This window comes from Leifsonia sp. Leaf264, assembly GCF_001422325.1.
Classification (GTDB): Bacteria; Actinomycetota; Actinomycetes; order Actinomycetales; family Microbacteriaceae; genus Orlajensenia.
The window spans coordinates 352,574-376,433 of record NZ_LMMR01000005.1 but is presented as its reverse complement, the minus strand read 5'-3'; the positions used below and the strand labels follow the sequence as shown (position 1 = coordinate 376,433).

Here is a 23,860-nt window from a genome sequence, read left to right as displayed (position 1 = left end):
CGCCTCCTACATGCGCGGACCTGACCGTTTCCGGCGCCCACGCTACGATCGTGGGCATGTCCTTGTTCTACAACCGCCGCGGCGAGGCCATCACCCTCGAGCAGTGGGCTGCGCTCGACGGGGACTGGGAGAAGAACTTCCGGGTTGCGATCACCGACGTCGTCACCCCGAACGGCGCGAAAGCGACGGTGTCGACGGTTCTCCTCGGGATCGACCACGGACGGGATCCGAACAAAGCGCCGCTGATCTTCGAGACGATGGTGTTCGCCAGCGCCGACGCATCCGAGGACGGCACCACCCAGACTCCTGACTTCACCGCACCTTTCGACCATGAAACCCGTCGGTACTCATCCGAAGCGGACGCCCTCGCCGGGCACGCAGCCATCGTGAAGTGGATGTCTGAGTTCGGCAGCGAACCGGTCGCTGATGAGAGCCGCACCTCGGCGCCGGCGAAGCAAGAGACGGCCGCAGTCGCTGAATCGCCCGAAGGCTGAGCCGGCTACCGGAAACCCTGTAGCGGCGTCAGCTGCTACGGGCTGGGACTCGCGCCGCACCGTCGTTGATCGGCTCCCAGTCATCCCATCGCCACGACGGCAGCCAACCGAGCATGTCAGCACCGCGGAGAGCCCGGGCTGCGGACTTCATTCCGGAGATCTCCCCGAGGAGAGTCTTGTCGGCCTCCGACTGGGCCCAGTGGGAGTAGTTCTCGTCGGCGGCGATGATCTTCCGCAGTTCAGGGGAGAGGTACTCGGTGCGGGCGTTAGCCAGCCAGTCGAGACGTTCAGCGAGCTGCTCTGTGGTGGGGGTTTGCGCGGTCATCGGGGCTCCTCGGGGTTGCCCTGATGGCATGTGGCGCACCGGGTTAGTCGCGGTTCCGTTCGACGTCAGCCATCTGGTCGGCCAGGGATGCGAACCGTGGGGTGCGGTCCATCGGCTCCGGCTTCGGTTCAGGGGTCACGTCGACGACGGGTCCGCCGATCGACACCGCGATTGCCCATCCTGCGAGCGTTCCGACGACGAGGATGACGACGCCGGCGAGAGCGAGGAAGACGAGGATGGCCATCCCGTGAAGCTATCGCGAGCCGCAGACGCCCGCTATCTCCAGTGCTGGGGGCACCCGCCGGCCGTCTCGGAAAGAGTTCGGGCGTAGCGGCGACTTCTTTACGCAGGAGGGGGCGGTTCTCGTAAAGAGGCGCCGATCTCCGCCACATGGCTCCTCCTCGAATCGACAACAAGAAGGAGCGCGTCCCGATGGCGAAGCTTTACTACCGCTACGGGGCGATGAACTCCGGCAAGACCACCGCGCTGCTGCAGGCGGCGTACAACTACGAGGAGCGCGGACAGCGTGTGCTGCTCGTGAAGCCGGCTGTGGACACGAAGGGTGACACCCGGGTGGTGTCCCGCCTCGGTGTGTCCCGTCCTGTCGACTTCACCGTCGCCCCTGACGATGGCCTCCGACAGGCGTTCGCGTCTCGCCGAGCTGCGGTGCTCTACGAGCATGGCCAGGATGTCGCCGCCCTCATCGTCGACGAAGCGCAGTTCCTCACCGGCGCCCAGGTCGACGACCTCCTCCGGGTTGCCCTGCTCGACGGCGTCCCTGTGCTCGCGTACGGCATCCGAACCGACTTCCGCACCCAGGCGTTCCCCGGCTCTCTCCGCCTGCTGGAGATCGCCCACTCGTTGGAGGAGCTGAAGACGATCTGCAGGTGCGGCTCGAAGGCGATGTTCAACGGTCGACGCATCGACGGCGCCTACGTGTTCGACGGCGACCAGGTCGCAATCGACGGGCAGGCGGTCGAGTACGAGTCGCTGTGCGGCAAGTGCTACCTGCGTGAGTCCGGCGGGGTTCTCCAGCCCGTCTGAGCCGTGATGCGGTGACGCTGATGGTCGGCGGTGGTCACTCGACGCCGAGCTCCCCGAGGGTCGCCCAGACTTCCTCCCACGCTGCAGCGGTCGACCCGACCGGGTCGTGGCGTTTGTGCATCGCGACCCGGTGCAGCTCCTGGAGCATCTCGTAGGTGGTGCCGAAGTCGAGGACGTGCGTGAGCACCTTCAGGCGCGCTTCGGCCGTCTCCAGCTGCGGAAGTGAATGGCTGGGAGTGAGGTTCCCGCCGGCCCACAGTCCGGTCAGGTACTGATGGACAGCGTAGACCTCCGCGCGGGCTTCGGCTTGGCGGCCGCTGATGGCCAACTGCACGTCACGGAGGGTGTCGGTCACGGTGAGAGGCTGAGGCATGGCTGGTCCTTCGATCGATGGTCCTGTTCTACAGGATGCCGCCGACGGCGGCTTCTACGACACCTACATGCGCGGACTGCCGCGTGACCGTCAGGCGAGCTTCGCGAGTAGCGCGGAGATCGACTCTTCGGACAGGTCACCTTCGATCACGCGGCGGCGGATGACCCGTCGGAACTCCAGCTCGTCAGCCGCTTCCTGGGCGGCCGCTGCCTCCTGAGCGTCAGCGGCTTCCTTCTTCTCGACCTCCTTCGTCAGCTTCTCCTTGGCGCTGGCGACACGAGCTGTGGCCTCTTCGACCGTCGGGATGCGTCCTTGGTAGTCCCTGTCAATGGAGTAGATCTCATCCCCGATGTCACCGGCATGCGCCCCTGCGAAGGCCGCAATGAGCACGCCGGCGATTGAGACGAAGATGCCCAATCCGCTGCTGTTCACCAGGATGACCACCACACCGACGGCGATGGCCACGAGCCCGAAGACGACCGTGAGGTGAGCGCGGCGAGCCTTCCGATGCAGCGGCTGAAGCCGCTCCTCCATGGGGATCGAGTAGAACTCGGTCGCCTCCTTGAGGTTGTTCTCGGCTCGGGCGACGCGGGCGGCGGCTTGGTTCACTGACATTCGGGGTCCTTGTCTGGGCTGGGTGGGCGTGGCGCCCTTCTTCCCCACCTTCATGCGCGGAACGTTCTCAGAACGACGAGCAGAGCCGGGTTCGAGGTGACCGCCCTAGACGAGCTCCGCGACGAGCTCCTGGTCGGACGGAGCAGGCCACACATCGACGGACTCCGGGACGGTGAACCCGTCATCGAATGTGCCTTTTCCGGCGGTGCGCATCTTCAGCACCCCGGTGTTCCACGGTGCTTTCGCGACCGGACGGTCGGTGACGACGATCACATGGATGCGGACCAGCACACCGACACGGGAAAGCAGGTCGATGGCGCGTTTCAGGTACGAGTAGAACTCCGACCTGGCTTCCTTCAGCTCCTCCCCGTGGAGGCTGGTCTGCATCGGCAGTTTTGCGAGCCCGTCGACGAACAGGAAGATGTGCTCCGGCTGCTGCCGGGCGGGAAGGTATTCGACGGAGCGGAGGTCCTTCTTCTTCAGTGTCGCCATCCGCTTCCGCAGCTCCGTGTACAGGTTCACGATGATGCGCTCAGCGTCCTCGAGCCCGTTCGCGAATGAGCTGAATCGGGAATCCTCGACCCCTTGGGCGCGGATCCCGAGAACTGATGCTCCTTGGACGCGGGCGACCGCAGCGAGCACATCGCCGGCGTTCGACTTCCCGGACCGGGCGGGGCCGGCGAGCAGCAGGTTCGACCGGGACACGGGGTCGTAGAACAGGTCACGGCTCCCGCGGACTGACTGCCCGAACGGCAGAGCCGGAGCGCAGGAACGGATGTGGTTCCCTGTCAGCTGCCCGATCAGAATCGTGGCGCCATGCGAGGGTGTCGGCGACGGACTGGTCATGCTCTATGGGCATGTGGCGAACATTTCACCGGTACCGGTGCATCGTCGATGCGCTCGCGTTGCCAGGTCCTGCCCAGTCGTACCGGACCTGATCGGTCCGTGGGGTGTTGCCGTTGAACGCAGGTCCGGTGTATTCGCCTTCGATCAATGCGAGGTGGTCCCATGACACGTCTCCGTTCCCCACGGATGCGCCGTTGAACAACCGGATGGTCGCCCAGGTCGCTGAGGGGCTCACCGTGAAGGTGAGACGCAGATCGCCTGCGCCGACGACGTTCGGGAGCTGATCGGAGCGGATGCCGGCGTCCCCGGTTGTGGAGTCTGCGAACACGATCGAGCGGGCCCGAGAGTCCAGCGTTCCCTTCTGGGTGACGCTGAGCTGGGCGGTGCCGACCATCGTGTAGGTCTTCCCCGGCTCCAATGTCACACCATGGCCGGAGAGTCCCGCTCCACTCCCCGCGACGGTCACTGACGTGGCTGTTCCGTCACCGAGGGCGGAGATCCGGATGCTCTGTGCACCGTCGGTCTTCCAGGCGGTGCCGCCGACCGTTGCGACCCTGTCGTTTCCGGAGAGTGATGATTCCGCTCCGGCGGGCAGGGGCGACATCGCTCGAGACGGGGACTTCCCCTCCTCGCCGACCCACTCCTGGGATGCTCCGCCTCCGCTGCCGGTGGTTCCGTCGAAGTACGACTGGAGGGCGGAGCCTTCTTCGATGAGGAGCTGGGTGGCGTCGAACGTGTCGCCGGCCTTCCAGTTGGTCGTGCCGGCACCGGTGTCGACGACGATCGCCGCCATCGTCGCGCCGGTCGGTGCGGTGATGGTGAGTCGTGGGCGCGCCCACGCGTTCGCTGACAGGGAGAGGCTGGCCCCGGATGTCGCTGCTCCAACCCACCCGGAGCCGGGGGTGAAGAACCTGACCCGGACGAGGGCTGCTTTGCCGGTGGCGCTGGCTTTCACGTACGAACTGATCGTGTACGTCTGGCCGGCGTCGACGGGGAGCCCTGTGTCAGTGCCGGGTGAGGCTGAGTCGGGGTCGGCTTGGGTGAGCGCGAATCCGTTGCCGGCGCCGGTCGTGACAGCTTTCCAGGTCTTCCGAACATAGGACCGTGCTGAGAGGGCGGCGGCGTCGGTTGGGGTGGGGACGATCGAGTAGGTGACGTTCGCGGGTGCCCGACTGTTCCGGAACCCGGCACCGGTGACGTCCGGCATGAAACCGAGCCCGTTGGTGTACGACGCGAGGTTCCGCCGGGATTCCACCGGGGTTGCCATGGCCACGGATGCAGGCCCGTCCCATGCGAAAGCCCATCCGTTCGTGTCGACGGTGCTGCCGTCGAAGTACGTGCGAAGTGAGGTGGTCCGTTCGAAGAGTGCGGCGGATGCGGAGGCGGTGTCGCCCACCTTCGGTGGGGCGGATGAGTCGGTGACGAACTGGACTGTGGCTGTCGCAGCGTTGGTCGGTGCGACACCCGCCACGGAACGGCGCGCAACCGCACCTGCAGTTTGGGCTGATGCCGACCCAGACGTGGTGCCTATGAGTGTGCCGGAGGCGTCGAACCAGCTGATGGACGCGAACGTGACAGCGTTCCAGGTGACGGTGCCGTAAATCGACGCTGTGTATGAGGCTGCCGGGATGAAACCGCCCGGGGCTGTCGCCGCTATCGCGATCGATGCTGAGCCGCTCGTGGCGGCGACCGTGCCCTTGTACGACGCTCCTGCCGGTCCGATCTTCCCACCGGCACTGCCTTGCGCGGCCCCGCCAGCGGCCGACACGGACCAGCCGGCAACGGATTGGACTGCCGGGCTCTGGGTGAGGTTCGAGCGGAGCAACGCCGTGCCCGGGGTGACCGCTTCCCATGACGGGTTGGTCAGCAGGTTGGTAACGGACGTGAGACCTTGCGCGCCGCCGACCGCGGCGACCATCGCGCTCAGGTCGGTGCATGGGTCGTGATCTCCGAGGTACAGCAACGGTTTCGGTGACCGGTCCGACACCCAGTACACAGGGCCGCTGTCCGATTTCGCGACAGCGGCGAAGCAGGTGCCGCCGAGGTCGGTCGCGACTGTTGCGCCGGCCCGTTCATCCAGGAAGCCGGCGGTAGCCAACAGGTCATTGGGTAGGTAGCGGCCGGACTGCTGGATTGTCGGGTTGGGGAGTTTCGCTGCGCTTTCCGCGTCCGACACTTCTGTGAGGTACGCCTTCGCGGCTTCGTTTTGAGCCCAAGGGATCACCCCGAAGGTGGTGACGCTGAGGGCGCCGGCGACGATGGCGATGACGAGGACGCCGACCATGATCGAGGCGAGATCTATCGCTGCTCGGGTGCGTCGAACTGTAGCCATGACCCGTGACGGCATGGTCGCACCTCCTGTCCTACGGGAGGGAGCCATGTGGCGACAGGGCTCCCACCGGGCCGCGTTCAGGCCTTGAACGCCGGGAGCCCAGCTCCGATCTTGTCCAGGTCGATGCCGAGTCGGCGGGCTTCCTTCTCGACGAGCCGGAGGTTGTGCGCGCCGTTGTGGTCGGTGCTGCGAGCGATGGTGTTGAACAGGTCGTCGTCGAGGTTCACCTTGTCGCACCACTCGTCGAATGCCTCGGCGCCGTCGACGGTGCGTCCGTCTTCGAGCTGCCAGACGTTGTGGCGGGTGGGGAGCGGGACGCCTCGACGCCGGAACGTGGACTCGGTGCCGTAGTCCTCCAGCAGCTCTGCGAAGTGGTCGTCACCCCATCCTCCGCCGTACGCGGAGCTGAACCGGGCCCTCAGCCCGTCGAACCAGGGCTTGTGGTCGTGGTTCCTGGACACATCCGCCCACCAGACGTCCCAGGCGGCGTCGCCGGTGATGGGCTCCCCGTCGGCGCCTTCGTAGTAGGGGAGGTTGAGGTAGGGGTGGGAGGCGATGTCGAGGCCGCTTCCGTCGGGGTTCCTGTCGAACACCATCTTCGGGAACTCGTCGCTGTCGTAGGACGTCTCATCGGCGATGTCGTAGCCGAGACGGTCAGCGAGGAGAGTGAGGACGTGGGCGTCGGTGCGGTACAGGCCGTCCGCTGTGATCGCGGCGACGTCCTCGGGGAACGCTGCGGCCAGGGTGTCGCCGAGGTCGTAGGAGGGGTGCATGTCGGCACGGAAGGCGAACCCGACTGCCTGCTCGGCGTATTCGAGCTGGTTGGTGATCTCGTCGTCGATCGCTGCGATCGGCTCGGGGACGAACCACGGCTTGTCGGGGTGCTTCACCTGGAGGTCGGCGATCAGCGCGGTGAGGTCTGTGTGGTCGGTGCCGGCGACTGCGTTGCCGCGGGCGAGGAGGTATTCGAGGTCGTAGATGTCGCCGCTGCGGAACCGGTAGCCGACGATGTTCGGGTCGTGCGGGTCGAAACCGAGGGTGCTGACTGGGGCGCCGGCGGGCTGTTCCTTCTCGGCGAAGCTGCCGGAGGTGCCGTTGCCGACGATGATGCCGAGGTCGCGGCCGCGGGGGTGCTCAGATGCTGTGAAAGCTGTGGTGGTCATGCACCTGTAGGTGTGTGGCGTCAGCTCACCAGAAGCTCTGACTGATAGCTCCCGAGATCGCCAGCAGCACGAGGGCGCTGGTAATGGAGATTGCGGCGACCCCGAGACCGAAAGCCCAGGAGGCGAGAGCTCGGCGGGGCGCCCCGGCAGGCATTCGGCTCAAACTCTTCCGTGCCACCACAACGCCGACGATCCCCAGCGGGAGAGCGAGGAACGGGACTGCGGCCAGCACCAACCCGACCAGGGAGATGCAGAACGCGCTGACCGGATCCGGCGCCGGAGGTGGCGCGGTGACAGCCTGAGGTGGTGCCCTGAACACCGGCGGGGTGGACGGCGGTGGTGCAGCGAACGCCGGTACCGCCTGCGCGAGGGCGGCGGGCCGGGTGGAGGACCAAGCTGTGAAAGCACCGTGGAGGCGTTCTCCGTCCGCGGCGATCCAGGTGGCGTCTTCGTCGGTCATGGTGACGCCGACGTTGCTGCGGCCGGCGGGGCTCAGGATGGCGTATCGGAACTGTTCAATGGTGGTCACGTCAGTCCTCGCAGGTGATGTCTTCGATGCCGGCCCATTCCGGGTAGCCGGTGCTGTTCTCGACATGGAGGGTCGCTGTCTCGTCGGCTTCGATGCCTGTGATCCACCGGATGGTCGTCCGTTTCGTTTCCCCGTCCTCGGTGTCGGAGAAGCCGATACGCACCATGGCTCTGCTGCAGTCGTCGTTGAAGTTGAGCCTCCACTCCCAGCAGTCGTTGACGTCATCCTCGCAGGATGGCTCACCGTCCGGGGTGACGTCCGTGAAGGGGAACGACGTGGAGGACTGCTGGGCGTTGTCCCGGCTGACGGCCAAGGCCACACCCATGATGAGTGCGATGACCAGCACGCCCAGCACGATGAACCCGATGAGGCGGGAAGGGTCTCGCGGGGCTGGCGGCAGTGGTGGCGGTTCCGGCAGCGGGTGGACTGCCATGTACGCCTGTGCGGCAGCGATGGTCGGCTGGGTGGATGTCACAGCGCCGGCGGCCGGCTGGTAGTCGGGTGGCTGAACGGACGGCGCCGGCGCCAGCACAAGCCGGGGCGTCTCGGCGAGGAGCACGTCACGCGCTCCGGTCAGCTGCGCGAACGCGAGCTGCGCTGTCCGTCGTTCCGGTGACCCGGGTTCGTACAGGTGCGGGTGCGACGGGGTGACAGCCGTCAGGTAGGCGTCGAGGACCTCCGGTTCGGTGGCACCGGGACGGACTCCGAGGGTGATGGCGGCTTCGTTCGGGGTCACGACGTGAAGGTAGCAGCGGCCTCAGAGTGCCGCGACACCCAGTGTGAGGGTCTACTCGCTGTCGCCGAACGGGTCGCGGAGGATGGCGGTGATGTTCGCCGGGTCGGCCAGGTCGGGGTCGTCGGGGACCGGGGTGATGGTGATCTCGGTGTCGTCGGGATCGGCTGTTCCGTCGGTGTCCTCGTCTGGCTCGCAGAGGTCTTCGCCGTCAGAGGTTTCGCCTTCGTCCTCGGGCTCAGCGTCCGGATCGGTGGTCACCGCGGTGTGTTGGTCTGAGGACTCGTCTGCGATCACGATGGTGGTTGCGGCGGCCGAGTCCCCGGCAGGGCCTTCCGGCTCTCCGGTGGGCACCTCGTCGACTGGCTCGTCTTCGCCATCCGGCAGGCACATGTCGGTGTTCGCCAGGTCGTAGTCGCGGACCGTCTGCATGGCAGCGAGGAGAGTGTCGGTGAGCTCGGCGAGAAGGTCGATGTTCCGTGACGGGTTCAGCAGTTCGGAGTCGACTGCGTCGATCGCTGTGAGCAAGTCGACACGGACAGCAATGTCGACGTCGCCGGCCGCGTAGAGCACACGGCCGTCGGCGACTGCCGTCTCAGCAGCCAGGACGATCTCCGCGGAGTGGTCCTGATCGTCGGGGTTGTCCGGGTCGGTGTCATCGGGGTCTGTGCCGTCTGGGTCTTCCGGGGTCGGATCTTCGTCACCGTCATCGGGGTTGGTGCCAGGGTCGGTGTCAGGGTCGGCCGGGTCGTCACCGTCGTCGGTTGACGGGTCAGGATCTGGAATGTGGGTCTTCGGCGGGTCCGGCTTCACCTTCACGGGCGGCGGGGGCGCCACTTCAGGTTCCGGCTTCGGAGGGATGAACGCTGTCGTCTGTTCCAGGACCGGCTCGTCACCGATGACGGGTTCAGCCGGTGCGGAGACGGCCGGTTCGTCCTTCTTCACCGGCTCGTCAGGGGTCGCCGACTGCGGCCATAGTGCGACCACGCCGGCCGCGATTGCGCAGCCGATGAGGACGGTACGGGCACCGTACATGAGGGGGAGCTCCTAACAGGGCATCGTCGGGACAGATGCGACCTGGAACCGTCATGTGCGGATGCGGACAGAAATCCTCACTGGGTTCGAGTTGAACGCCATTCCCAGCCCGGGTAGGCCTCCAGCCTCGCTTCGAACTCCGCCGGCAGCTTCCCTGCCTTGTGGGCGACGCGTTGCGCTCCCACCCACTGTCCCAACGCAACACCGTCTTCGACATGAGCATTCGGAACCTTGGCGTCACCAACACGGCCGACGTACGCGTCCAACGCCTGGAGTTTCTCCTCCCGGCTGTTCACGCGACCATTCCACCGCCATCCGGGAGCTGATTCCAGCACCTCACGGCGCTCCTCGGACATCTGCCCGGTGCGGTACTGATCTCGTTGCACCATCACCCAGCGGCCCAGCTTGAAGTCCCCTTCGACATGGTCGATCGGGATGTGGGCATGCCCTTCACGGGCAACGAAAGCGTCGAACGCTTCCATCGCGCGGGCGCTGCCCCAACCGGTGCGAAGTGACGCTTCCAGATGTTGCCGGCGTTCACCGTCGACGCCTGCGGGGAGGGTTCCTTCCCACTCCCAGCCAGGTACCGACTCGAACCATTTCACTGTCTGCGGATCCATGCGTCCAGCCCGACGCGCTTTCCTTCGACCGGAAACCCACGGCCCCAACCCCGGCACCCTGTACGGGACACGGGCGTGGCCGTTCTTCTCGACGAAGCCGAGAAGCTGTTCCACGTACCGCGGGTTCAGTTCCCGCGGCGGTTCACCCACCATGGAATCAAGCTAGCAGCCCGGCCTCAGCACGGTACTCGTACAGCATCTCGTCGAGCGACAGTTCGGTCAGCTCAGCGTGGATCGACACGATCGCTTCCACCAGACGGGCGGCCTCGTCGAGGACGACAGCGCGCTCCTCCGACGTGGCGGGGATCTGCAGATCGGCGGTGTCGCCGGCGCCGGCGGCCGCGCGGGTGATGAACTCCGCGACAGCAGCACCGAACTGGTGAGCTGCGGCGACAGCCAGGTCGGCCGGGTCACCATCGGTGTACACGTCGTCGAGGATCGCCTCGAGGGTGCTGCCGGCCAGAGTGAACGCCACCTGGGCGTCGTCAGTGACAGCCAGCGAAGCGGAGGAGAACAGCGAGAACGCGCCGAGGGTGACGAACCCGGAGTACAGGTACTGGAACGTGTCGACGGTGACGTCGTGGTTCACGAACAGCTGCTCCTGCGTCACCCACGCCTCCAACGCGTAGCTGGCGTCGTTCAGGACGTTTCCGGGTGTTGTGCTGGTCGGGTTCAAGGGTGGTGCTCCTACAAGTTGGTGGGCTGGTCCGACTGTGGGTACAGTCGTGCCCCCTTCATGTGCGGACACGGAACGTTTTGCAGAACCGCAACCTATCTCTATGCGTGGCGGATCGGGCCGGCTGTCACGACGCCTCCGGTGCCGGCGGCTGCCAGGCGTAATCGGGGTGGCTGTCCAGGCTCAGCGGTACTCCGCGTCGATCTCCGCGCTGCGGCGCATTGCCTCTTTGAACGGCAGGTTCTGATCGATGACGGCCTTCATGCGGGCCTTTCGCTCCGCCTTCTGCTCGGGGGTCAACTTCTGAGCAGCGGAGTCTGCACGGAGCTGGGCCTTGTCGATCTTCTTCGACGCCTTGCCTGCGGCCGCTTCCGCCCGAAGCCGGTCCCTTTCAGTCCTCTTTTCAGTCCTCTTCGCAGCTTCATCGGCATCGAGCTCAGCACGGAGCCGATCTCTGTCAGCCACAGACGGAACGAACTTCTCTGGCGATCCATCGTGCGGCGGACGAAGTGAGTACTTCAGCGCCCGCTCGTACTCTCTCGGGGAACCAACACAGTGCGCCTGACGTCCGTCCTTGAACTCGATCACGAAGCGAACCGTTGAGTCCTTGAACGCCTTCGGAAGCAGCCCGCCGACGAGCGCGCCCGCCGGGCCGGCTACAGCGGCGCCGACGAAAACGCCGGCGCCGCCTTTCGCGTAGTTGTAGCTCTTCCCGGAATCCACAAACTGGACACGCTCGACCGTGCTGCTGTCGAGAGCCCAGGTCTTCACGACCAAGGCCATCGCGCCAGCGGAGATGGAGTATCCGTCCGTAGCGGGGAACGGACCAGCGACAACCTTCATGGCGTCAGAGTACTGGCAACCCGCCGTCATTCGAACACCTGCTGATGTCGGCCGAGCCGTCCTCAGGCGAGCATCTCGTCGACGTCGTCGACGACAGCGTCCAGCACCCCGTAGTCGGCGTCGTACACCGGGGACTTCCGCTCGGCGAGCGTCACCAAGTGCGCCACCACTCCGCACACCATGTCGATGGTCTCCATCCGCGCTTCGTCGTAGTCTGCGTGACGGAGCGGCTTGAACCCGCCGACACCGTTGGCGCCGTCGAGGTTGTTGGCGAGGAGAGCTGCGAACTGGGCTGCCCGGTCGGCGTTCTGGGAGCCCGGGTCGACACGGCGGCCGTCAGCGAGGGTGAACCCGCCCGCGGAGATGTCCTCCGCGATGCCCCACATCATCGACGCCGCCCACCCGGTGTGCTCCTCCTTCGTGAGGCCGGACTCATCCACTGCCCATGCCATGACGACAGTACGGGCGACTGAGACGAACCCGGCGTACGTGTCGCGCCAGCCGTCCTCGAAGTCGAGCTGCCAGAGGTTCTGGGAGTTGTACGTGTACTCGGTCCAGTCCTGGACGGTGAGCGCGGCGGCGCGGACAGCGTTCCAATGGGTGTCGACGTTGTTGCTGCGGTTGGTGTTCTCGGTCATGATGGGCTTCTTCCTGCTGAGTGATGCAGGAGGCGGATGCGACCTGCACCCTTCTCATGCGCAGGAATGACGTTCCGAGAGGGTTAAGCCCTACCCCCACTTCGGGGGAGGTGGTTGAGATGCCCGGAAATCCACGGATCTCACGGTCAGCTACGCGGTCTCGGTGAGCGAAAATCGCCAACACCATCATGTTGCGATCCAGTAGCGTATATCAAAACTGAGCATCGGAGCAGGATGGACCTGATCAACCCGTACACCCCAGGCGCCGGCACCAGACCAGGCGATCTCCCCGGCCGGTTCGAGCAGACCGCCATCGCCATGTCCATCGCCGACCAGGTGGACGGCGGCCGGGAAGTGAACCCGATGATATTCACCGGATACCGCGGCGTCGGGAAGACCAGCCTCCTGTTCGAAGTCCGCGACATCCTCCGCGCCCGCGGGTGGATGGCCGGCTACTTCGAAGTGCGACGCAACACAGACACCGGCGACGCGATCCGCACCATCGTCACCGACAGCACCAACCAGCTCCCCAACAGCGGACTCAGGGCAGCGCTGCCGAAAGCATTGGCGAAGATCGGCGGGATGCGACTCACCGCAGGGCCCGCCGGGGTGTCGTTCTCCGTCGCATCCGGCAAACCGATCACCGACCCGTACAACGACCTTGTCCTGTTCCTCCGCTCCCTCGGGAAGACCGCCCGCAGCCACAGCGTCGGCGTCGCGCTCATCGTCGACGAGCTCCAGGAGTTCCTGGTCCGAGACCTGGCACTCCTCATCCAGGCACTCGGCGCCGTCCGCGACGAACCGATCGTCCTGATCGGAGCCGGCCTGCCGTACCTCCCCGCCGACATGGCGAAAGCGAACACCTACGCCGAAAGGTTCCGCTACGAAAGCATCGGGTTCCTGGCCCGAGCCGACAGCATCGAAGCGGTGACCGCCCCGGCCTTCGGTCAGGGTGTCATCTGGGAACCAGCAGCCGCGGAGCTCATCGCCGACAAGTCCGAGGGCTACCCGTTCATGGTGCAGCTCTTCGCCAGCGAAGCGTGGAAAGTCGCCGACAGAAGCCCCATCACACTGGCCGACGCTGAAGCAGGAGTGGCGGCCGGACGCCGACAGCTCGACAACGGCCTGTACCAGATCCGGTACTCCCGCCTGTCGCCCCGCGAGCGTGAGTACGTCGACACGATGGTCCACCAGATGGGAGCCGGCAACCGTGCATTCTCCGGGAACGTCGCCGACTCGCTCGGGAAATCCACGCAAGCGCTCGCGCCCGCACGCGACCGGATCATCAAGAAGGGGATCATCGCATCGCCCGCCGCCGGGATCCTCGAGTTCTCCGTCCCCGGGTTCGCCGACTACGTCCGACGGGTCAACGGATGGGACGCCGTCGGGTAGGAGTGCTCAGCCGATGACGACGTCGTGCAGCTCGCGGACCGGCATCCGGGCCCAGGTCGCACGCCGGGCAGGAGGAGACACGAGTCCAGCAGGCGCCTGCCGAAACTCATGCTCCAGCCGGCGGGACTGCGCCAGCAAGTAGAACCGGTCCGGGACGTCCTCACCGGTACCTTCCTCGATCACCCGCGCCAACGCGTGAACGCGAGGCATGTCAAGGTCACCGAACCGGGCAAGCTCCTGCTGCCTGTAGAACCACCGGGCGAGCAGCACACCGTCGACACGGACATCCCACGGGATGTCCAACGACCCGGTCCGATCAGCATGCTCCTTCACCGCCCGGAGCAACGTCGCGAAATGGGCGGCGTCGACATCGAGGATGATGCCGGCCTTCTCGACCATCGCGGCGGCCGACGGTGAGAGCTTCCCCGCAGCTGACTTCTTCTCCAGGTCCCGGTGCCAATGCCCGATCGGGAACCCGCGGAACGCTTCGTTCCGGGCGGGGACGAGGAGGTTCCGGGCTTCAGACCACCGCGCCCACACTCGAAGTTCAGCGAACAGCTGCCGGTCGCGGCGGTCCCAGAACCAGCCGGGGATCTCTTCAAGCGCAGCACGCCGGTCATCGGACAGTTCGCCGCGCTCGAACTCCAGGGTGCGGCGCCGCACCCACTTGCCGAGCTCCACACCGCCGAGGATCTCCTCGGACCTGAGGTTGCAGTGGCCGGCCACAGCAACGTACTCGCGGAGGGCGTTCAGCCCGCGCTCGTACATGAACTCATTGCCGGACCACACCCAACCGGGCAGAGCCTCCAGGGTGCGAGCCAGGTCAGTGTCCAGGGCGCCATTCAGATGCGCGCGACGCCACTTGTCGACCCATCTACCCAGCCCGCGGCCCGACTCCTCATGACGGGCAGGGACACGAGCGTGACCTTCACGGTCGACGAACACTCGAAGCAGCGACAAGCGCTCCTCGACGGTGGTGTAGGGGTTCATGGGTGGATCCGTTCAGTCATAACCGACATGCGCGGCCGTGACGTGTTTCGGCAGTTTCAGGCCAGTCCGGCGTTCAGCACGGTGCTGGGTTCCTTCGCTGACCATGCCCATCCGGGGATGGCGGCGAGCCGGTTGATCCGGTCGATGGTGAGGTTCTTCACGGTGTTGTGGCGGTGGCGCTGGGTGTTGACCCAATCGGCGAGGCGGCGCTCGACGATGTCTGAGCTGCCGCGTCGGGGGAGCCTGCCGTTGGCGGCGACGAACGCCTCCAGATTGCTGAGCGTGGTCGACCAGGCACCTTTCGCCAGGGTCTCGCCGGACTGGCTGAGGATCTGGGCGAGGCGCTCGGATCTGGGTGCCGGGAGGGTGCCCTTCTTCTCTGCGGTCTGCTGGTTCATGAGCCAGATGGCGAGGGATGCTTCGCCGCGGCCGTTGCGGAGTGGTGTGCGGTGACGGACCTGGATGAAGCGTTCTAGGTCGGCAGCCCGTGCCCGCCATGCGTCTTCGAGGGTGTCGAGGCTTCCGGGGATGATCGCGGTGATCGCGGTGGCACGCTCGCCGGTGAGCCGGCCGTTGCGGTACTGGGCGCGCTGCGTTGCGAGCCACTCGCCGACGCGGACGCCGTCTGAGGTCTCTTTGATGCTGGGGGTGCGGCTGTGGTCAGTCACGAAAGCGGCAAGGGCGTCCAGCGCGTCGGTGAACGCCTGATCGGTAGTTGTTGTGTCATGCATAGGGGTCCTATGCGTGGCGTAACAGGCCGGCTGCGCGTTTCAGCGTCGGGTTGGAGGCCCGCGGCTCCTCCGAGATCAGCTCTGTCTCGTGGTCCGCCATCCAGGCAATCGCTTATCGGCGAGGGCGAGGGCCTTCTCTGAGTAGTTGTCCGACGCGTGCCTCAGCCTTGTGAGGAACTGGTGCGCGGCGCGCCCTTCAACACTCGGTTCGGAGTATGTCGGCGTGCGGCCGGGGTTCTGTTCCAGCCAAGCAGCTGTCGCTTCCACGTTCGCAACGAACATGTGCCAGCGAGGGGAAGAGGCCCGGCCTGTCCGCCATCCGGGGAGCCGCTCGTCGAGGAGTTCGGCGCATTCACCATCAGCGAGGCGGCGTTGGAGTCTCAGCCAGTTCCCGTGCAACGACTCATCGGTGTCGTCGCCGTTGGAACGTGGGAGCGCTCCGTGCTCGTCGACCCAGTCGGATGTCGCATTGAACCCCAACATCCATGTCAGGTCTGGGGTGGTGATTCTTTCCGCGACGCTTCCCGACTCTCGCCATCCCGGAACTCTGGCGTCGAGGAGTTCCAGCTTCTTCGGGTCGTTGGTGCGGCGGCGTAGCCCTTCCAGCCAGCGGTTCCAGCGGAACTCTTCTGTCCCCTTCACCGATCGGCGGGGGAACGTCTTGCCGTTCTCGTCGAACCAGACGCAGAACCCGTCGAGCTCCTCGATCCACTTGTCGTGCTGCGTCTTCCACCAACCTGGGTAAGCCACATCCAGAAGCGCACGCTGCTCTGCGGTCACCCGGTCCGGGTGAAGTCGGTTGTGCCTGAGGAATGTGGCGTGGGGCCCTTCATCGCCTGACGCGCCGACGCGCGGGGTGGCACCGTCATGGTCGGCGGACCAGTCGAGCAGCGCAGCGAACGCCTCATCCCAGCGGGACTGCGAACGGACCCAGCCCGGCACCTCGTTGTCGAGGGTGGCACGCCGGTCAGACCCAGCTGGAAGTCGCAGTTGCTTGTTGCGCCATTGGGCGAAGCTGCGTTCGTCCAGATCGACAGAGTTCATGGACGGCCACTTCCCGGAGACCTCCTTCCACGCCTTGAAGGCGTCCAAGCGGGAACGCCATTGCGCACTTGTGTCTTTGGGCATCTCGGCGGTCACCGCCTCTGCAGCGTCGGTAAGGATCTGGTCGATGTCTATCATCATGGGTCTCCGGTATTCGTTCCACCGGTTCTATGCGTGACCTCTGCACCCGGCTGGCATCAGCAGCCGGCACCCTCCCTCGCGCATAGAAGATGTATGGACTTCCCCTTTGATTCCTTCGTCGACCAGGTGGTCGGCGCTGGTTGGCGTGAGACCGCTGACTCGGTCGCTGCGTTCCTCGGCGAGCACGGCCATCTGCCGTTGTCGCGGATGGGTGCTGCCCGGGACATGCCGGCTGATCTGGCGGCGGAGGACCGGTTGGGCAGGTGGGTGTCGAAGCAGCGTGAAGCTGACCGGCACGGAACTCTCACCGATCCGCGTCGGGCGTACCTGAAGTCTGCGCTGGGTGATCTGTGGGTTGAGTGCGCTCCCCGGGATCACCGGTGGGAGTCGAAAGCGGAAGCTGTGCGGGAGTTCATCGACTCGACAGGCAGGAAGCCGCTGACGCATCGGTTGCCGTCGTCGACGTTGCCGCCGGAGCGTGCCGCTGAGGACAAGCTCGGCCGGTGGCTGTCGAAGCAGAAGGTGGCGTCGAACGCTGGGGTTCTGCCGCCGGAGCGTGCTGAGCTGGTGCTGGAGCTTCTCGCACTCTGAGCTGAATCAGATCGGCTATGCGGGAGCGCAGATTGCGGCTGTTCCGCACATGTGGGTGACGACCCAGAAGGAGAATCACCTCATGACCAACGTCATCAAAGCCAAGTCCGGCAACGACTTCCTCGCCCTGCTCCCCACCATGCTCGGATACACGCCGACGGACAGCATCGTCTTCGTCGCGTTCAACGGCAACCGCACCATCGGTGGGATCCGCTTCGACCTGGAAGCGACGAACCGCCCGAACTGGGTCACCGACATGCTGAAGATCGTCACCCGCGTCGACAACCTCACCCACATCGTCCCCGTCATCTACACCAACGACGACTACGTCGACGGGTACGCACCGCACCTTCAGGTGGCCGCCGACCTCACCGCGTACTCCGACATGGTCGGCCCGCCCCTCCGCGACTTCCTGATGGTCACCCCGACCCGGTGGATGTCCTTCGTCGACAAGGACACACCCGCCGACGGACACCCGCTGGCGGAGATCGGCGAGTCCGCCGTGAGCGAGCTCGTCGAAGCGCCCACCGCCACGTACCTCGGTGAGACCAAGCTCCCCGACGTCGACGCCACCATCCGTGACGAGATCGCCGCCCTGGTCGACCAGCCGTCCACCGACCTCGGGAACCTCGACAGCATCTTCACCCTGTTCGAGGACGCGATCACCGCGGACGCCCTGACCGCCACGGAGCGGGCACGACTCCTGCTGATCTTCGACAGCCCCACCATGCGCGACGTCGCCCTGATCCAGTGGGCACGCGGCCGCGACGACGAGTCCGACAAGATCGCCCGACACGCACTCCTGAACGTCGCGAACCACACCGTCATCCACGACACCCTCGGCGCCACCCTCGCAGGTATGGGAGACCGACCGGACGTGGACCGACTCAAGAATGCACTCGACGTCGCGCTGCTCCTCGCCGCGTCCGCACCCACCCAGAAGCGCGCCGCCCCGCTGGTCATGGCCGGCTGGTGCGCCTGGGCGCTCGGCCAGTCGTCCCGCGCCGCCGTGTTCGCCGACCAGTCGATCGCCATCGACCCGGACTACACGTTCCCCGCCCTGCTGAAGACGATGACCGACAGCGGGTTCATCCCCGACTGGGCGTTCCAGATCCCGCAGGTCGACGAGGCTGACCTGATCCACCTGAACCCGGACGCGTAACCGCGCCACGGTGACAGCAAGAACGCCCGGCGGGGGATCCCTGCCGGGCGTTCTTTGTTGCTTGGCGAAGACCAGGCTCCGACTGACCGCCTGAGCTCAGCTGGTGATGTCCGCCAGAGTGTCGGGGATGTCGAACCCGGTGCCGTGCACGTCGCGGAACACCTGGACGACGACATGGCCGTCGTCTTCAGCGGGGAGGAAAGCCATCGGGAACTGGGTCACGAGGAAGTCGTCGGCGCCAGTCCATCGCCAGCTGGTGGCGACTGTCCAGTTCTCGCCGAGAGCGGTCGCTGTCATCTGGTCGGCTGACGCAACGATCTGAGCGAATCCGCGCTTCCGTGCGACGGCGGCGATTCCCTCGAACAACGCGACGGCGAGGTCGAGGTCAGGGAACCGGTCGTGTGTGTACCCGTCCACGACGTCGATGCGGAGGGTGGAGTCGTCGACCACAGCGTTGCCGTCGGCGATTCCGCCAAGGCAGACGGAGGCGCTGGCGAATCCGATGATGTCACCGTCGGAACCCTCGGCGACCACCCCGACAACGCCGGGGGAATGAGCGCCGGCCAGCATCTTCCGGAACATGCTCGTGGCGAGTGCTGCGTCGTGGCCGTTCGCGGCGAAGAAGCGGATGAATCCGGCGAGGTGGGTTTCGTCGGGGCTGGTGATGGTGGGCACGTCGGCGGTCACAGGGTCTCCTTGGTCACCACCTTCATGCGCGGTCCGGGCCGGTTTCCTTCCGTCTGACACCTGTAGGTGATCGTCAGCCCGCCCCAGTGCGGGGGCTTTCGGGTGACACCGTGACAACCGGCTCTCGCCAGGATGCCCGAGATTCCGGGGATGCCGCCAGTCGCCCGACGGCACCTCCGCGGTTGGGGGGTACCTTCCGGGGTTCACGGCGCGCCGACAATCACTAATGTCTAATCGTCACAGCAGTCACACAGCTTTCAATGGGGGAAGTTTTGCAGCACCACCCGTCCGCGCCCCGGACAGACCAGCTCTACGCACGCATGAGCGACAAGGCGCTCACCACACAAGTCAGCGCCGGCAACATGTCCGCGCTCGACGAGATGCTCCGCCGCTCCTACCCGTGGGCTGTCGCCGCGGCCCGTCGCGAGCTGGACGTGAGATCACTCGACATCGGGTACACCGACGATGTCGTCGCCAACGTGTTCACCCGAGTCGTTGAGCACGTCGCCCGCGGGAAAGGGATCGGCTCCACCTTCACCGAAGTGCTGACCACCGGCATTATGTGGGAAGCAGCTGAGTTCGAAACCGACGTCGACGACGGCGTCCTCGACCCCGTGCTGCCCGACCCGACGGACTTGGCGATCACCACCGAACGCGGCCGTCACGCGATCGACGCGTTCAACCTGCTGCCCGACCGGATGCGAGCCATCATCTGGCTCGCCGAAGTCGAGCAGAAGACCACAGCCGAGATCGCCGAAGCCACCGGAGTCACCCCCGGCCACGCCGCGGTGCTCCTGTCCAGGGCCCGAGCGCGGCTTCGTCAGCGCTGGGATCAGCATCCGGCAACTGTCACCGACTCGTACAAGCTCTGTGCGCCGGAGCCGGTGAGCCAGGCTCGGCCGGTGGCGCACCTGGCAGGCTGAGCTCAGTGGCCGGTGCAGCTCTCGACGATGTCGGGAGCTAATCCGAGCCGAGCGCGGACGCGCTGCGCTGCCGCCTTCACCTCAGTGCGGTCAGGCCAGGTGGTGTTCTCGACTGCAGTGAAGTCGGTCGCGAACGACCAGGCGTCATAGGTGCTGATGGTGGCGAAGTAGTCGTCCCGGATCTTCACGATGTCCTCGGCGATCTCATCAGACGGCCACAGCACGTTTTTGTCATCGAGACGCAATGCGGCGGCCTGAGCTCCGTCTCTTGCTTTCGCTGCGGTGCCGGCAATCGGTCCGTAGTTGCCGGTGGTGTCGTAATCGGTGAGCGCCAAGTTCGAGTCGCCGATCAAGCGGTTCTGTGGGCACACCGTGTCCAGGTAGTAGTCGGCAGCCTCTTCTGTCGTCATCCGCTCGGGTGTCGGTGTCGGTGTCGGTGTGGGCGTCGGCGTCTCCGCGATCTCTGACGCTGCGGTCTTCGTCGGCGCCGCGCCCGTGCTCGTCGGAGCGCAACCGGTCAGGGTCAGAGCGGCAGCGGTGAGCAGCACGGTGAGCGGGATGGTCAGGCGCACGGCAGCCTCCAAGATCGGCGAGTCGCTTGAGCGTACCGGGCCGATCAGACACCGGGAACCGCCCAGACGAGGGGCCACGCCACATGTCCACCTGGCATGAGCGGCAGATACGAGATCCACGTCGGGTACATGACCCGCGAGTTGCGGATCACCGTCAACTCCGAGGAAGCCGTCCACGCCACGATCGTCCAGCTGCTCGACGACCCTGAGCTGCTGATCGCGGCCGGCTACGGCATCGACGACGACACAGTCCTCCCGATGCTCACCCCACCCACCAAGTTGCCTGCGTCCGTCAGCTTCTTCCACGCCGTCGTCATCGACAACGACCCACGGTACGGGTGGGAGTTCCGCGGCTGAACTGCGCCCCGGTCATATGCTCAGGGCATGGATTTCGGACCGATGTCAGCGTATGTGAACCCGTTCATCACTTCGCTGGCAACCCTTTCTCTGAAGGAATGGGACGCGAGCATCGTGTCGATGATCAACACCACTGTCAGTCTCGAGGAAGGCCTCGACTCCGCACAGCAGACAATCATCTTGGCGATCGACGCTATCGGCCGGTCCAGGCAAGCAGACGCCGCACGGGAGGCAGCGAGTGCCGCGGTGAGATCCCTCAGCTGGGCGGCCTCTGACGAGCTGGCGTTGCGTGAAGCTGCCAGGCTCGCATCGGCCGCGATCGTGGTGCTGGATGTCGTCTCGTTCGAGATACTGCTGCCCGCATTCATCCCGTTCCGGCTCACCGATGTCGCGGTCCCCGTGAAGTGGGCTGCGTAGCCGCCTCGATGCTCACTAGACCGGCCAGGTTCCGTCCTCGTTGTCGAAGCCTGCGTCATCGCGGCCGAACACTTCACCGTCCGCGAACGGCGTCGACGTGATCTCGTCGGTGAACGGGTCGAACCACTCGTCGAACGCCAGGTTGTTCAAACCCAGAGACTCCTGAACCACTGACGGTGGGAGCTCATCTTCGTACAGGTACATGTGGTCGGTGTCTTCGAGCAGCTCCTCCATCATCTGTTCTATCCACCCGGTCTCCGGGTCGAGCACCACGTTCACGTCATCGGCATACGCTTTCGCGACCAGCAGAGTCAATCGGACCGCCAATGCCTCAGCGACGGACGCCGGGCCATCCCAATGGCGTGCGAACCGGCCGCCGACGTCGAGTGCTGCGGCGATGAACTGACGGGCGAACCTCCGGTCGTACTGGCCGAGGAACCGTTTCGGCAGCAGCGGGATGATGTCCAACGACTCCTGATCCACCTGGTCGAACGTGGCGGATTCCCCTTCGGTCACGGCGTCGAGGACGGCAAGGTCGTCGAACAGCATCGACACCAGGTCCACGTTCCCTTGGATCAGCAGGCCACGGTCGACGTTGTTGATGTCCAGCTCGCCCAGCCCGCGCGCTTTCGAGCCGCCCTCCTCTGCGAGGGACTCATTCGCCAACCGTGCGAACAGTTCCGGGGCGACCCCGTGAGCCAACAACGGTGGAGACGTCACCTCCCAACCGAACCGTTCCAAGTCGCACGGGAACACCGCCAACCGGTGCCCGTCCTCCGGGAACGCAGCGAAGATGTCCATCATGCCGCCGGCGCCGTTCCACGCCAGCCCAGCCTCCAACGCCATCCACCCGATGCTCGCCAGCTGCTCCACAACGGGTGCGGGCGCTGAGAACAGGACACGGTGGTAGCCGCGGGCGGTGGCGACCTTGGCATACTCCCGGAACAACGCGTTCCACACAGCCTCCGGGTCATCGTGATCGGTGACCCGAACGTCCTGCACATCCAATGTCGTCAGGTCATCCCGTGGCTGGTCTCCGTCCGGAGTCTGCCGGACAGTGCCCGAGACGCTCCCAGCGATCGACCCGTCAGGCCGTTCAGCGATCAACGTCAACCCACGACGGTGCGCGGTGTCTTCGATTAGGAAATGCGCCATCTGCGGTGCGTTATCGCCAGCCTCCGCCAGCACCTCCGTCAACCCTTCAAGGTGAACACCTGACGCTTTGACGATGATGAAATCGGCCATGCGCCCATTCACCCACGAAACCGGGGCCGGCGGTAGAGGACGTGCCGCTTAGGTGCGGCAAGCCGGAGCCAGGCGGGAAGCGTCGGTGCCTTCACGCCCTAGAGGGCTGAGGTCCTGGCCATCCGAAACGTTCCGGATCACATGGGTACGCCACCAGTTGGTGCCCGTCCTCCGGGGAAGCCGTATGCAGGTCCGTCGGCCCGCCGGCGCCGTTCCACGACAGTCCGGAATCCAGCAAGGTCCACCCGAGCGCGACCATCCTCGCCGCAGTCGCCTCATCGGTGCGGAACAGGACACGTTGGAACCCGAGCTCGGCCGCGGTCACGGCGTACTGCTGGAACAGCGCATCCCACACCCGAGCCGCATCAGCCGTCTCGATGACGCGTTCCGCTTTCACGTCCAGTGTCGTCACATCGACCGGTTCGTCGTCGGAAGCGCGGATCTTCCCGACCACCATCCCGATGATCGAGCCGTCCGGACGTTCCGCCACCATCGACAACCCGCGGCGCTGGGCTGTGTCCTGCACCACATACTTCGCCAGCGTCGACGCGGTTGGATCGCCGATCGCCAGCATCTCCGCGATCGCATTCAGATGGGCTGCGGATGCTGTGGCGATGATGAAGTCAGCCATGCGGCCTATTCACCCACGAAAGTGTCGGCAGCGGTAGAGGCTCCTGCCCGGTGACGAGCTGGGACGAGACAGAATCGTGCAGGGTGTTCAGGCTGCAGCGCGGGAGAGGTTCGAGTTGGTGTTGTGGAACCAGACGAGGATCGACTCGGCATCTAGCTGCAGGCTCTGGCTGAGCGCGGCGGCATAGAAGTTCGTGACGTGGGCGGCGATCCGCAACATCCGGGTGCGCTCCTTCACCGTCACCACGTAGCTGAGCGGCATCTGTATGGGCGGGTTCCCCATCCACGTGTCGAGGGTGAGGTGCATGTGAACCAGGAACTCGGTGACCCTGGTGTGGTCGCTTGTCCCGGACGGGAACAGACGGCCTCCCATCACGTACCGGTCCTCAGACCCGGCGTGGATGTCGTCGTGGAGCTGCTCCGCTGCCCACTCCATCGCCTGAGTCGACTGGCCGCCCTCAGCCCCGTTCTCGATCTCGACCTGGGTCGCAGCGATCAACGCCACAGCAGTCAAAGACATGAACAACTCCATGAACACGGCGTCGTCCGACAAGGCGAGCTCGGCGAGGGCCGAGTCGATCTCGCTGTGGAGGTGAGCCGTGAGGAGGTCGATGCCGGCGGTCGGGGAGAAGATGGCGTGCATGGGAGATGTCCGTTCGAAAGGTTGATCTGCTTCGCCCAACACATGTGCGGACGCCACCGGATTTCCCTG

General features: G+C 65.6%; 30 protein-coding genes. 8 read left to right on the top strand and 22 right to left on the bottom strand.

Annotation, left to right across the window (positions count from 1 at the left end; genetic code table 11):
* Positions 1-56: 56 nt before the first annotated feature.
* Positions 57-494: a hypothetical protein gene (locus ASF30_RS11240; RefSeq protein ID WP_055906230.1), complete on the top strand. Its 438-nt coding sequence runs from the start codon at positions 57-59 to the stop codon at positions 492-494.
* Positions 495-522: 28 nt separating this feature from the next.
* On the opposite strand, the gene ASF30_RS11235 is transcribed toward ASF30_RS11240, so the two are convergent.
* Together ASF30_RS11235 and ASF30_RS11230 are read right to left on the bottom strand one after the other, a co-directional pair.
* On the bottom strand, positions 523-819 hold the full coding sequence (locus ASF30_RS11235) for a hypothetical protein (protein WP_055906227.1): 297 nt from the start codon (positions 817-819) through the stop codon (positions 523-525).
* A gap of 43 nt (positions 820-862) precedes the next feature.
* Positions 863-1,063: a hypothetical protein gene (locus tag ASF30_RS11230; protein WP_055906226.1), complete on the bottom strand. Its 201-nt coding sequence runs from the start codon at positions 1,061-1,063 to the stop codon at positions 863-865.
* A gap of 188 nt (positions 1,064-1,251) precedes the next feature.
* On the opposite strand from ASF30_RS11230, the gene ASF30_RS11225 reads away from it, so the two are divergent.
* On the top strand, positions 1,252-1,863 hold the full coding sequence (locus ASF30_RS11225) for a thymidine kinase (protein ID WP_055907299.1): 612 nt from the start codon (positions 1,252-1,254) through the stop codon (positions 1,861-1,863).
* A 34-nt stretch (positions 1,864-1,897) separates the two neighbouring features.
* Here the strand turns inward: ASF30_RS11225 and ASF30_RS11220 are convergent, their stop codons facing one another.
* From ASF30_RS11220 to ASF30_RS11165, 12 genes are all read right to left on the bottom strand, one after another.
* On the bottom strand, positions 1,898-2,236 hold the full coding sequence (locus tag ASF30_RS11220) for a hypothetical protein (protein WP_055906225.1): 339 nt from the start codon (positions 2,234-2,236) through the stop codon (positions 1,898-1,900).
* 90 nt (positions 2,237-2,326) lie between these two features.
* Complete coding sequence (locus ASF30_RS11215; RefSeq protein WP_055906224.1) at positions 2,327-2,851, bottom strand: hypothetical protein; 525 nt, start codon at positions 2,849-2,851, stop codon at positions 2,327-2,329.
* 105 nt (positions 2,852-2,956) lie between these two features.
* Positions 2,957-3,697, bottom strand: a complete 741-nt coding sequence (locus ASF30_RS11210) for a hypothetical protein (RefSeq protein WP_055906221.1) — start codon at positions 3,695-3,697, stop codon at positions 2,957-2,959.
* Between the two features lie 25 nt (positions 3,698-3,722).
* On the bottom strand, positions 3,723-6,029 hold the full coding sequence (locus ASF30_RS11205; protein ID WP_157497263.1) for a hypothetical protein: 2,307 nt from the start codon (positions 6,027-6,029) through the stop codon (positions 3,723-3,725).
* A gap of 77 nt (positions 6,030-6,106) precedes the next feature.
* On the bottom strand, positions 6,107-7,192 hold the full coding sequence (locus ASF30_RS11200) for a hypothetical protein (protein ID WP_055906215.1): 1,086 nt from the start codon (positions 7,190-7,192) through the stop codon (positions 6,107-6,109).
* A gap of 25 nt (positions 7,193-7,217) precedes the next feature.
* Positions 7,218-7,721 (bottom strand): hypothetical protein, encoded by a 504-nt coding sequence (locus ASF30_RS11195; protein ID WP_055906212.1) that lies wholly within the window; start codon positions 7,719-7,721, stop codon positions 7,218-7,220.
* A 1-nt stretch (position 7,722) separates the two neighbouring features.
* Entirely contained in the window at positions 7,723-8,457 is a 735-nt protein-coding gene (locus ASF30_RS11190) for a hypothetical protein (RefSeq protein ID WP_055906209.1), read from the bottom strand.
* A gap of 51 nt (positions 8,458-8,508) precedes the next feature.
* Positions 8,509-9,489, bottom strand: coding sequence for a hypothetical protein (locus ASF30_RS11185; protein WP_055906206.1), 981 nt, complete (start codon positions 9,487-9,489; stop codon positions 8,509-8,511).
* Between the two features lie 77 nt (positions 9,490-9,566).
* On the bottom strand, positions 9,567-10,262 hold the full coding sequence (locus ASF30_RS11180) for a helicase associated domain-containing protein (RefSeq protein WP_082467722.1): 696 nt from the start codon (positions 10,260-10,262) through the stop codon (positions 9,567-9,569).
* A 4-nt stretch (positions 10,263-10,266) separates the two neighbouring features.
* Positions 10,267-10,785 carry a hypothetical protein gene (locus ASF30_RS11175; RefSeq protein WP_055906200.1) on the bottom strand — a complete coding sequence of 173 codons (519 nt, stop codon included), beginning with the start codon at positions 10,783-10,785 and terminating at the stop codon, positions 10,267-10,269.
* A gap of 183 nt (positions 10,786-10,968) precedes the next feature.
* Entirely contained in the window at positions 10,969-11,628 is a 660-nt protein-coding gene (locus ASF30_RS11170; protein ID WP_157497261.1) for a hypothetical protein, read from the bottom strand.
* A 62-nt stretch (positions 11,629-11,690) separates the two neighbouring features.
* On the bottom strand, positions 11,691-12,266 hold the full coding sequence (locus tag ASF30_RS11165; RefSeq protein WP_055906193.1) for a hypothetical protein: 576 nt from the start codon (positions 12,264-12,266) through the stop codon (positions 11,691-11,693).
* A gap of 234 nt (positions 12,267-12,500) precedes the next feature.
* On the opposite strand from ASF30_RS11165, the gene ASF30_RS11160 reads away from it, so the two are divergent.
* Entirely contained in the window at positions 12,501-13,658 is a 1,158-nt protein-coding gene (locus ASF30_RS11160; RefSeq protein ID WP_055906190.1) for an ATP-binding protein, read from the top strand.
* 6 nt (positions 13,659-13,664) lie between these two features.
* On the opposite strand, the gene ASF30_RS11155 is transcribed toward ASF30_RS11160, so the two are convergent.
* The 3 genes from ASF30_RS11155 to ASF30_RS22705 all read right to left on the bottom strand — a co-directional run bounded on the left by ASF30_RS11155 (position 13,665) and on the right by ASF30_RS22705 (position 16,159).
* Complete coding sequence (locus ASF30_RS11155; RefSeq protein ID WP_055906187.1) at positions 13,665-14,648, bottom strand: helicase associated domain-containing protein; 984 nt, start codon at positions 14,646-14,648, stop codon at positions 13,665-13,667.
* A 56-nt stretch (positions 14,649-14,704) separates the two neighbouring features.
* On the bottom strand, positions 14,705-15,379 hold the full coding sequence (locus ASF30_RS11150) for a helicase associated domain-containing protein (protein ID WP_055906184.1): 675 nt from the start codon (positions 15,377-15,379) through the stop codon (positions 14,705-14,707).
* A 75-nt stretch (positions 15,380-15,454) separates the two neighbouring features.
* The gene (locus ASF30_RS22705; RefSeq protein WP_157497259.1) at positions 15,455-16,159 is read right to left on the bottom strand and encodes a hypothetical protein; all 705 of its coding nucleotides are present in this window, start codon (positions 16,157-16,159) and stop codon (positions 15,455-15,457) included.
* Positions 16,160-16,657: 498 nt separating this feature from the next.
* On the opposite strand from ASF30_RS22705, the gene ASF30_RS23000 reads away from it, so the two are divergent.
* Both ASF30_RS23000 and ASF30_RS11135 read left to right on the top strand, forming a co-directional pair.
* Positions 16,658-17,155, top strand: coding sequence for a helicase associated domain-containing protein (locus tag ASF30_RS23000; RefSeq protein WP_055906179.1), 498 nt, complete (start codon positions 16,658-16,660; stop codon positions 17,153-17,155).
* Between the two features lie 82 nt (positions 17,156-17,237).
* Positions 17,238-18,317 carry a DUF4192 family protein gene (locus ASF30_RS11135; RefSeq protein ID WP_162240754.1) on the top strand — a complete coding sequence of 360 codons (1,080 nt, stop codon included), beginning with the start codon at positions 17,238-17,240 and terminating at the stop codon, positions 18,315-18,317.
* Between the two features lie 96 nt (positions 18,318-18,413).
* Here ASF30_RS11135 and ASF30_RS11130 read toward each other — a convergent pair whose 3' ends face one another.
* Positions 18,414-19,004 (bottom strand): hypothetical protein, encoded by a 591-nt coding sequence (locus tag ASF30_RS11130; protein ID WP_055906174.1) that lies wholly within the window; start codon positions 19,002-19,004, stop codon positions 18,414-18,416.
* A 260-nt stretch (positions 19,005-19,264) separates the two neighbouring features.
* On the opposite strand from ASF30_RS11130, the gene ASF30_RS11125 reads away from it, so the two are divergent.
* Complete coding sequence (locus ASF30_RS11125; RefSeq protein WP_082467720.1) at positions 19,265-19,927, top strand: RNA polymerase sigma factor; 663 nt, start codon at positions 19,265-19,267, stop codon at positions 19,925-19,927.
* A 2-nt stretch (positions 19,928-19,929) separates the two neighbouring features.
* On the opposite strand, the gene ASF30_RS11120 is transcribed toward ASF30_RS11125, so the two are convergent.
* Positions 19,930-20,499 carry a hypothetical protein gene (locus ASF30_RS11120; protein ID WP_055906168.1) on the bottom strand — a complete coding sequence of 190 codons (570 nt, stop codon included), beginning with the start codon at positions 20,497-20,499 and terminating at the stop codon, positions 19,930-19,932.
* Positions 20,500-20,595: 96 nt separating this feature from the next.
* On the opposite strand from ASF30_RS11120, the gene ASF30_RS11115 reads away from it, so the two are divergent.
* Positions 20,596-20,856: a hypothetical protein gene (locus ASF30_RS11115; RefSeq protein WP_055906165.1), complete on the top strand. Its 261-nt coding sequence runs from the start codon at positions 20,596-20,598 to the stop codon at positions 20,854-20,856.
* Between the two features lie 27 nt (positions 20,857-20,883).
* Positions 20,884-21,273 carry a hypothetical protein gene (locus ASF30_RS11110; RefSeq protein WP_157497253.1) on the top strand — a complete coding sequence of 130 codons (390 nt, stop codon included), beginning with the start codon at positions 20,884-20,886 and terminating at the stop codon, positions 21,271-21,273.
* A 15-nt stretch (positions 21,274-21,288) separates the two neighbouring features.
* Here ASF30_RS11110 and ASF30_RS11105 read toward each other — a convergent pair whose 3' ends face one another.
* The 3 genes from ASF30_RS11105 to ASF30_RS11095 all read right to left on the bottom strand — a co-directional run bounded on the left by ASF30_RS11105 (position 21,289) and on the right by ASF30_RS11095 (position 23,791).
* Positions 21,289-22,518, bottom strand: coding sequence for a hypothetical protein (locus ASF30_RS11105; RefSeq protein ID WP_055906159.1), 1,230 nt, complete (start codon positions 22,516-22,518; stop codon positions 21,289-21,291).
* 91 nt (positions 22,519-22,609) lie between these two features.
* Complete coding sequence (locus ASF30_RS11100) at positions 22,610-23,092, bottom strand: hypothetical protein (protein ID WP_157497250.1); 483 nt, start codon at positions 23,090-23,092, stop codon at positions 22,610-22,612.
* A gap of 144 nt (positions 23,093-23,236) precedes the next feature.
* Positions 23,237-23,791, bottom strand: a complete 555-nt coding sequence (locus ASF30_RS11095; RefSeq protein ID WP_055906153.1) for a hypothetical protein — start codon at positions 23,789-23,791, stop codon at positions 23,237-23,239.
* Positions 23,792-23,860: the final 69 nt, after the last annotated feature.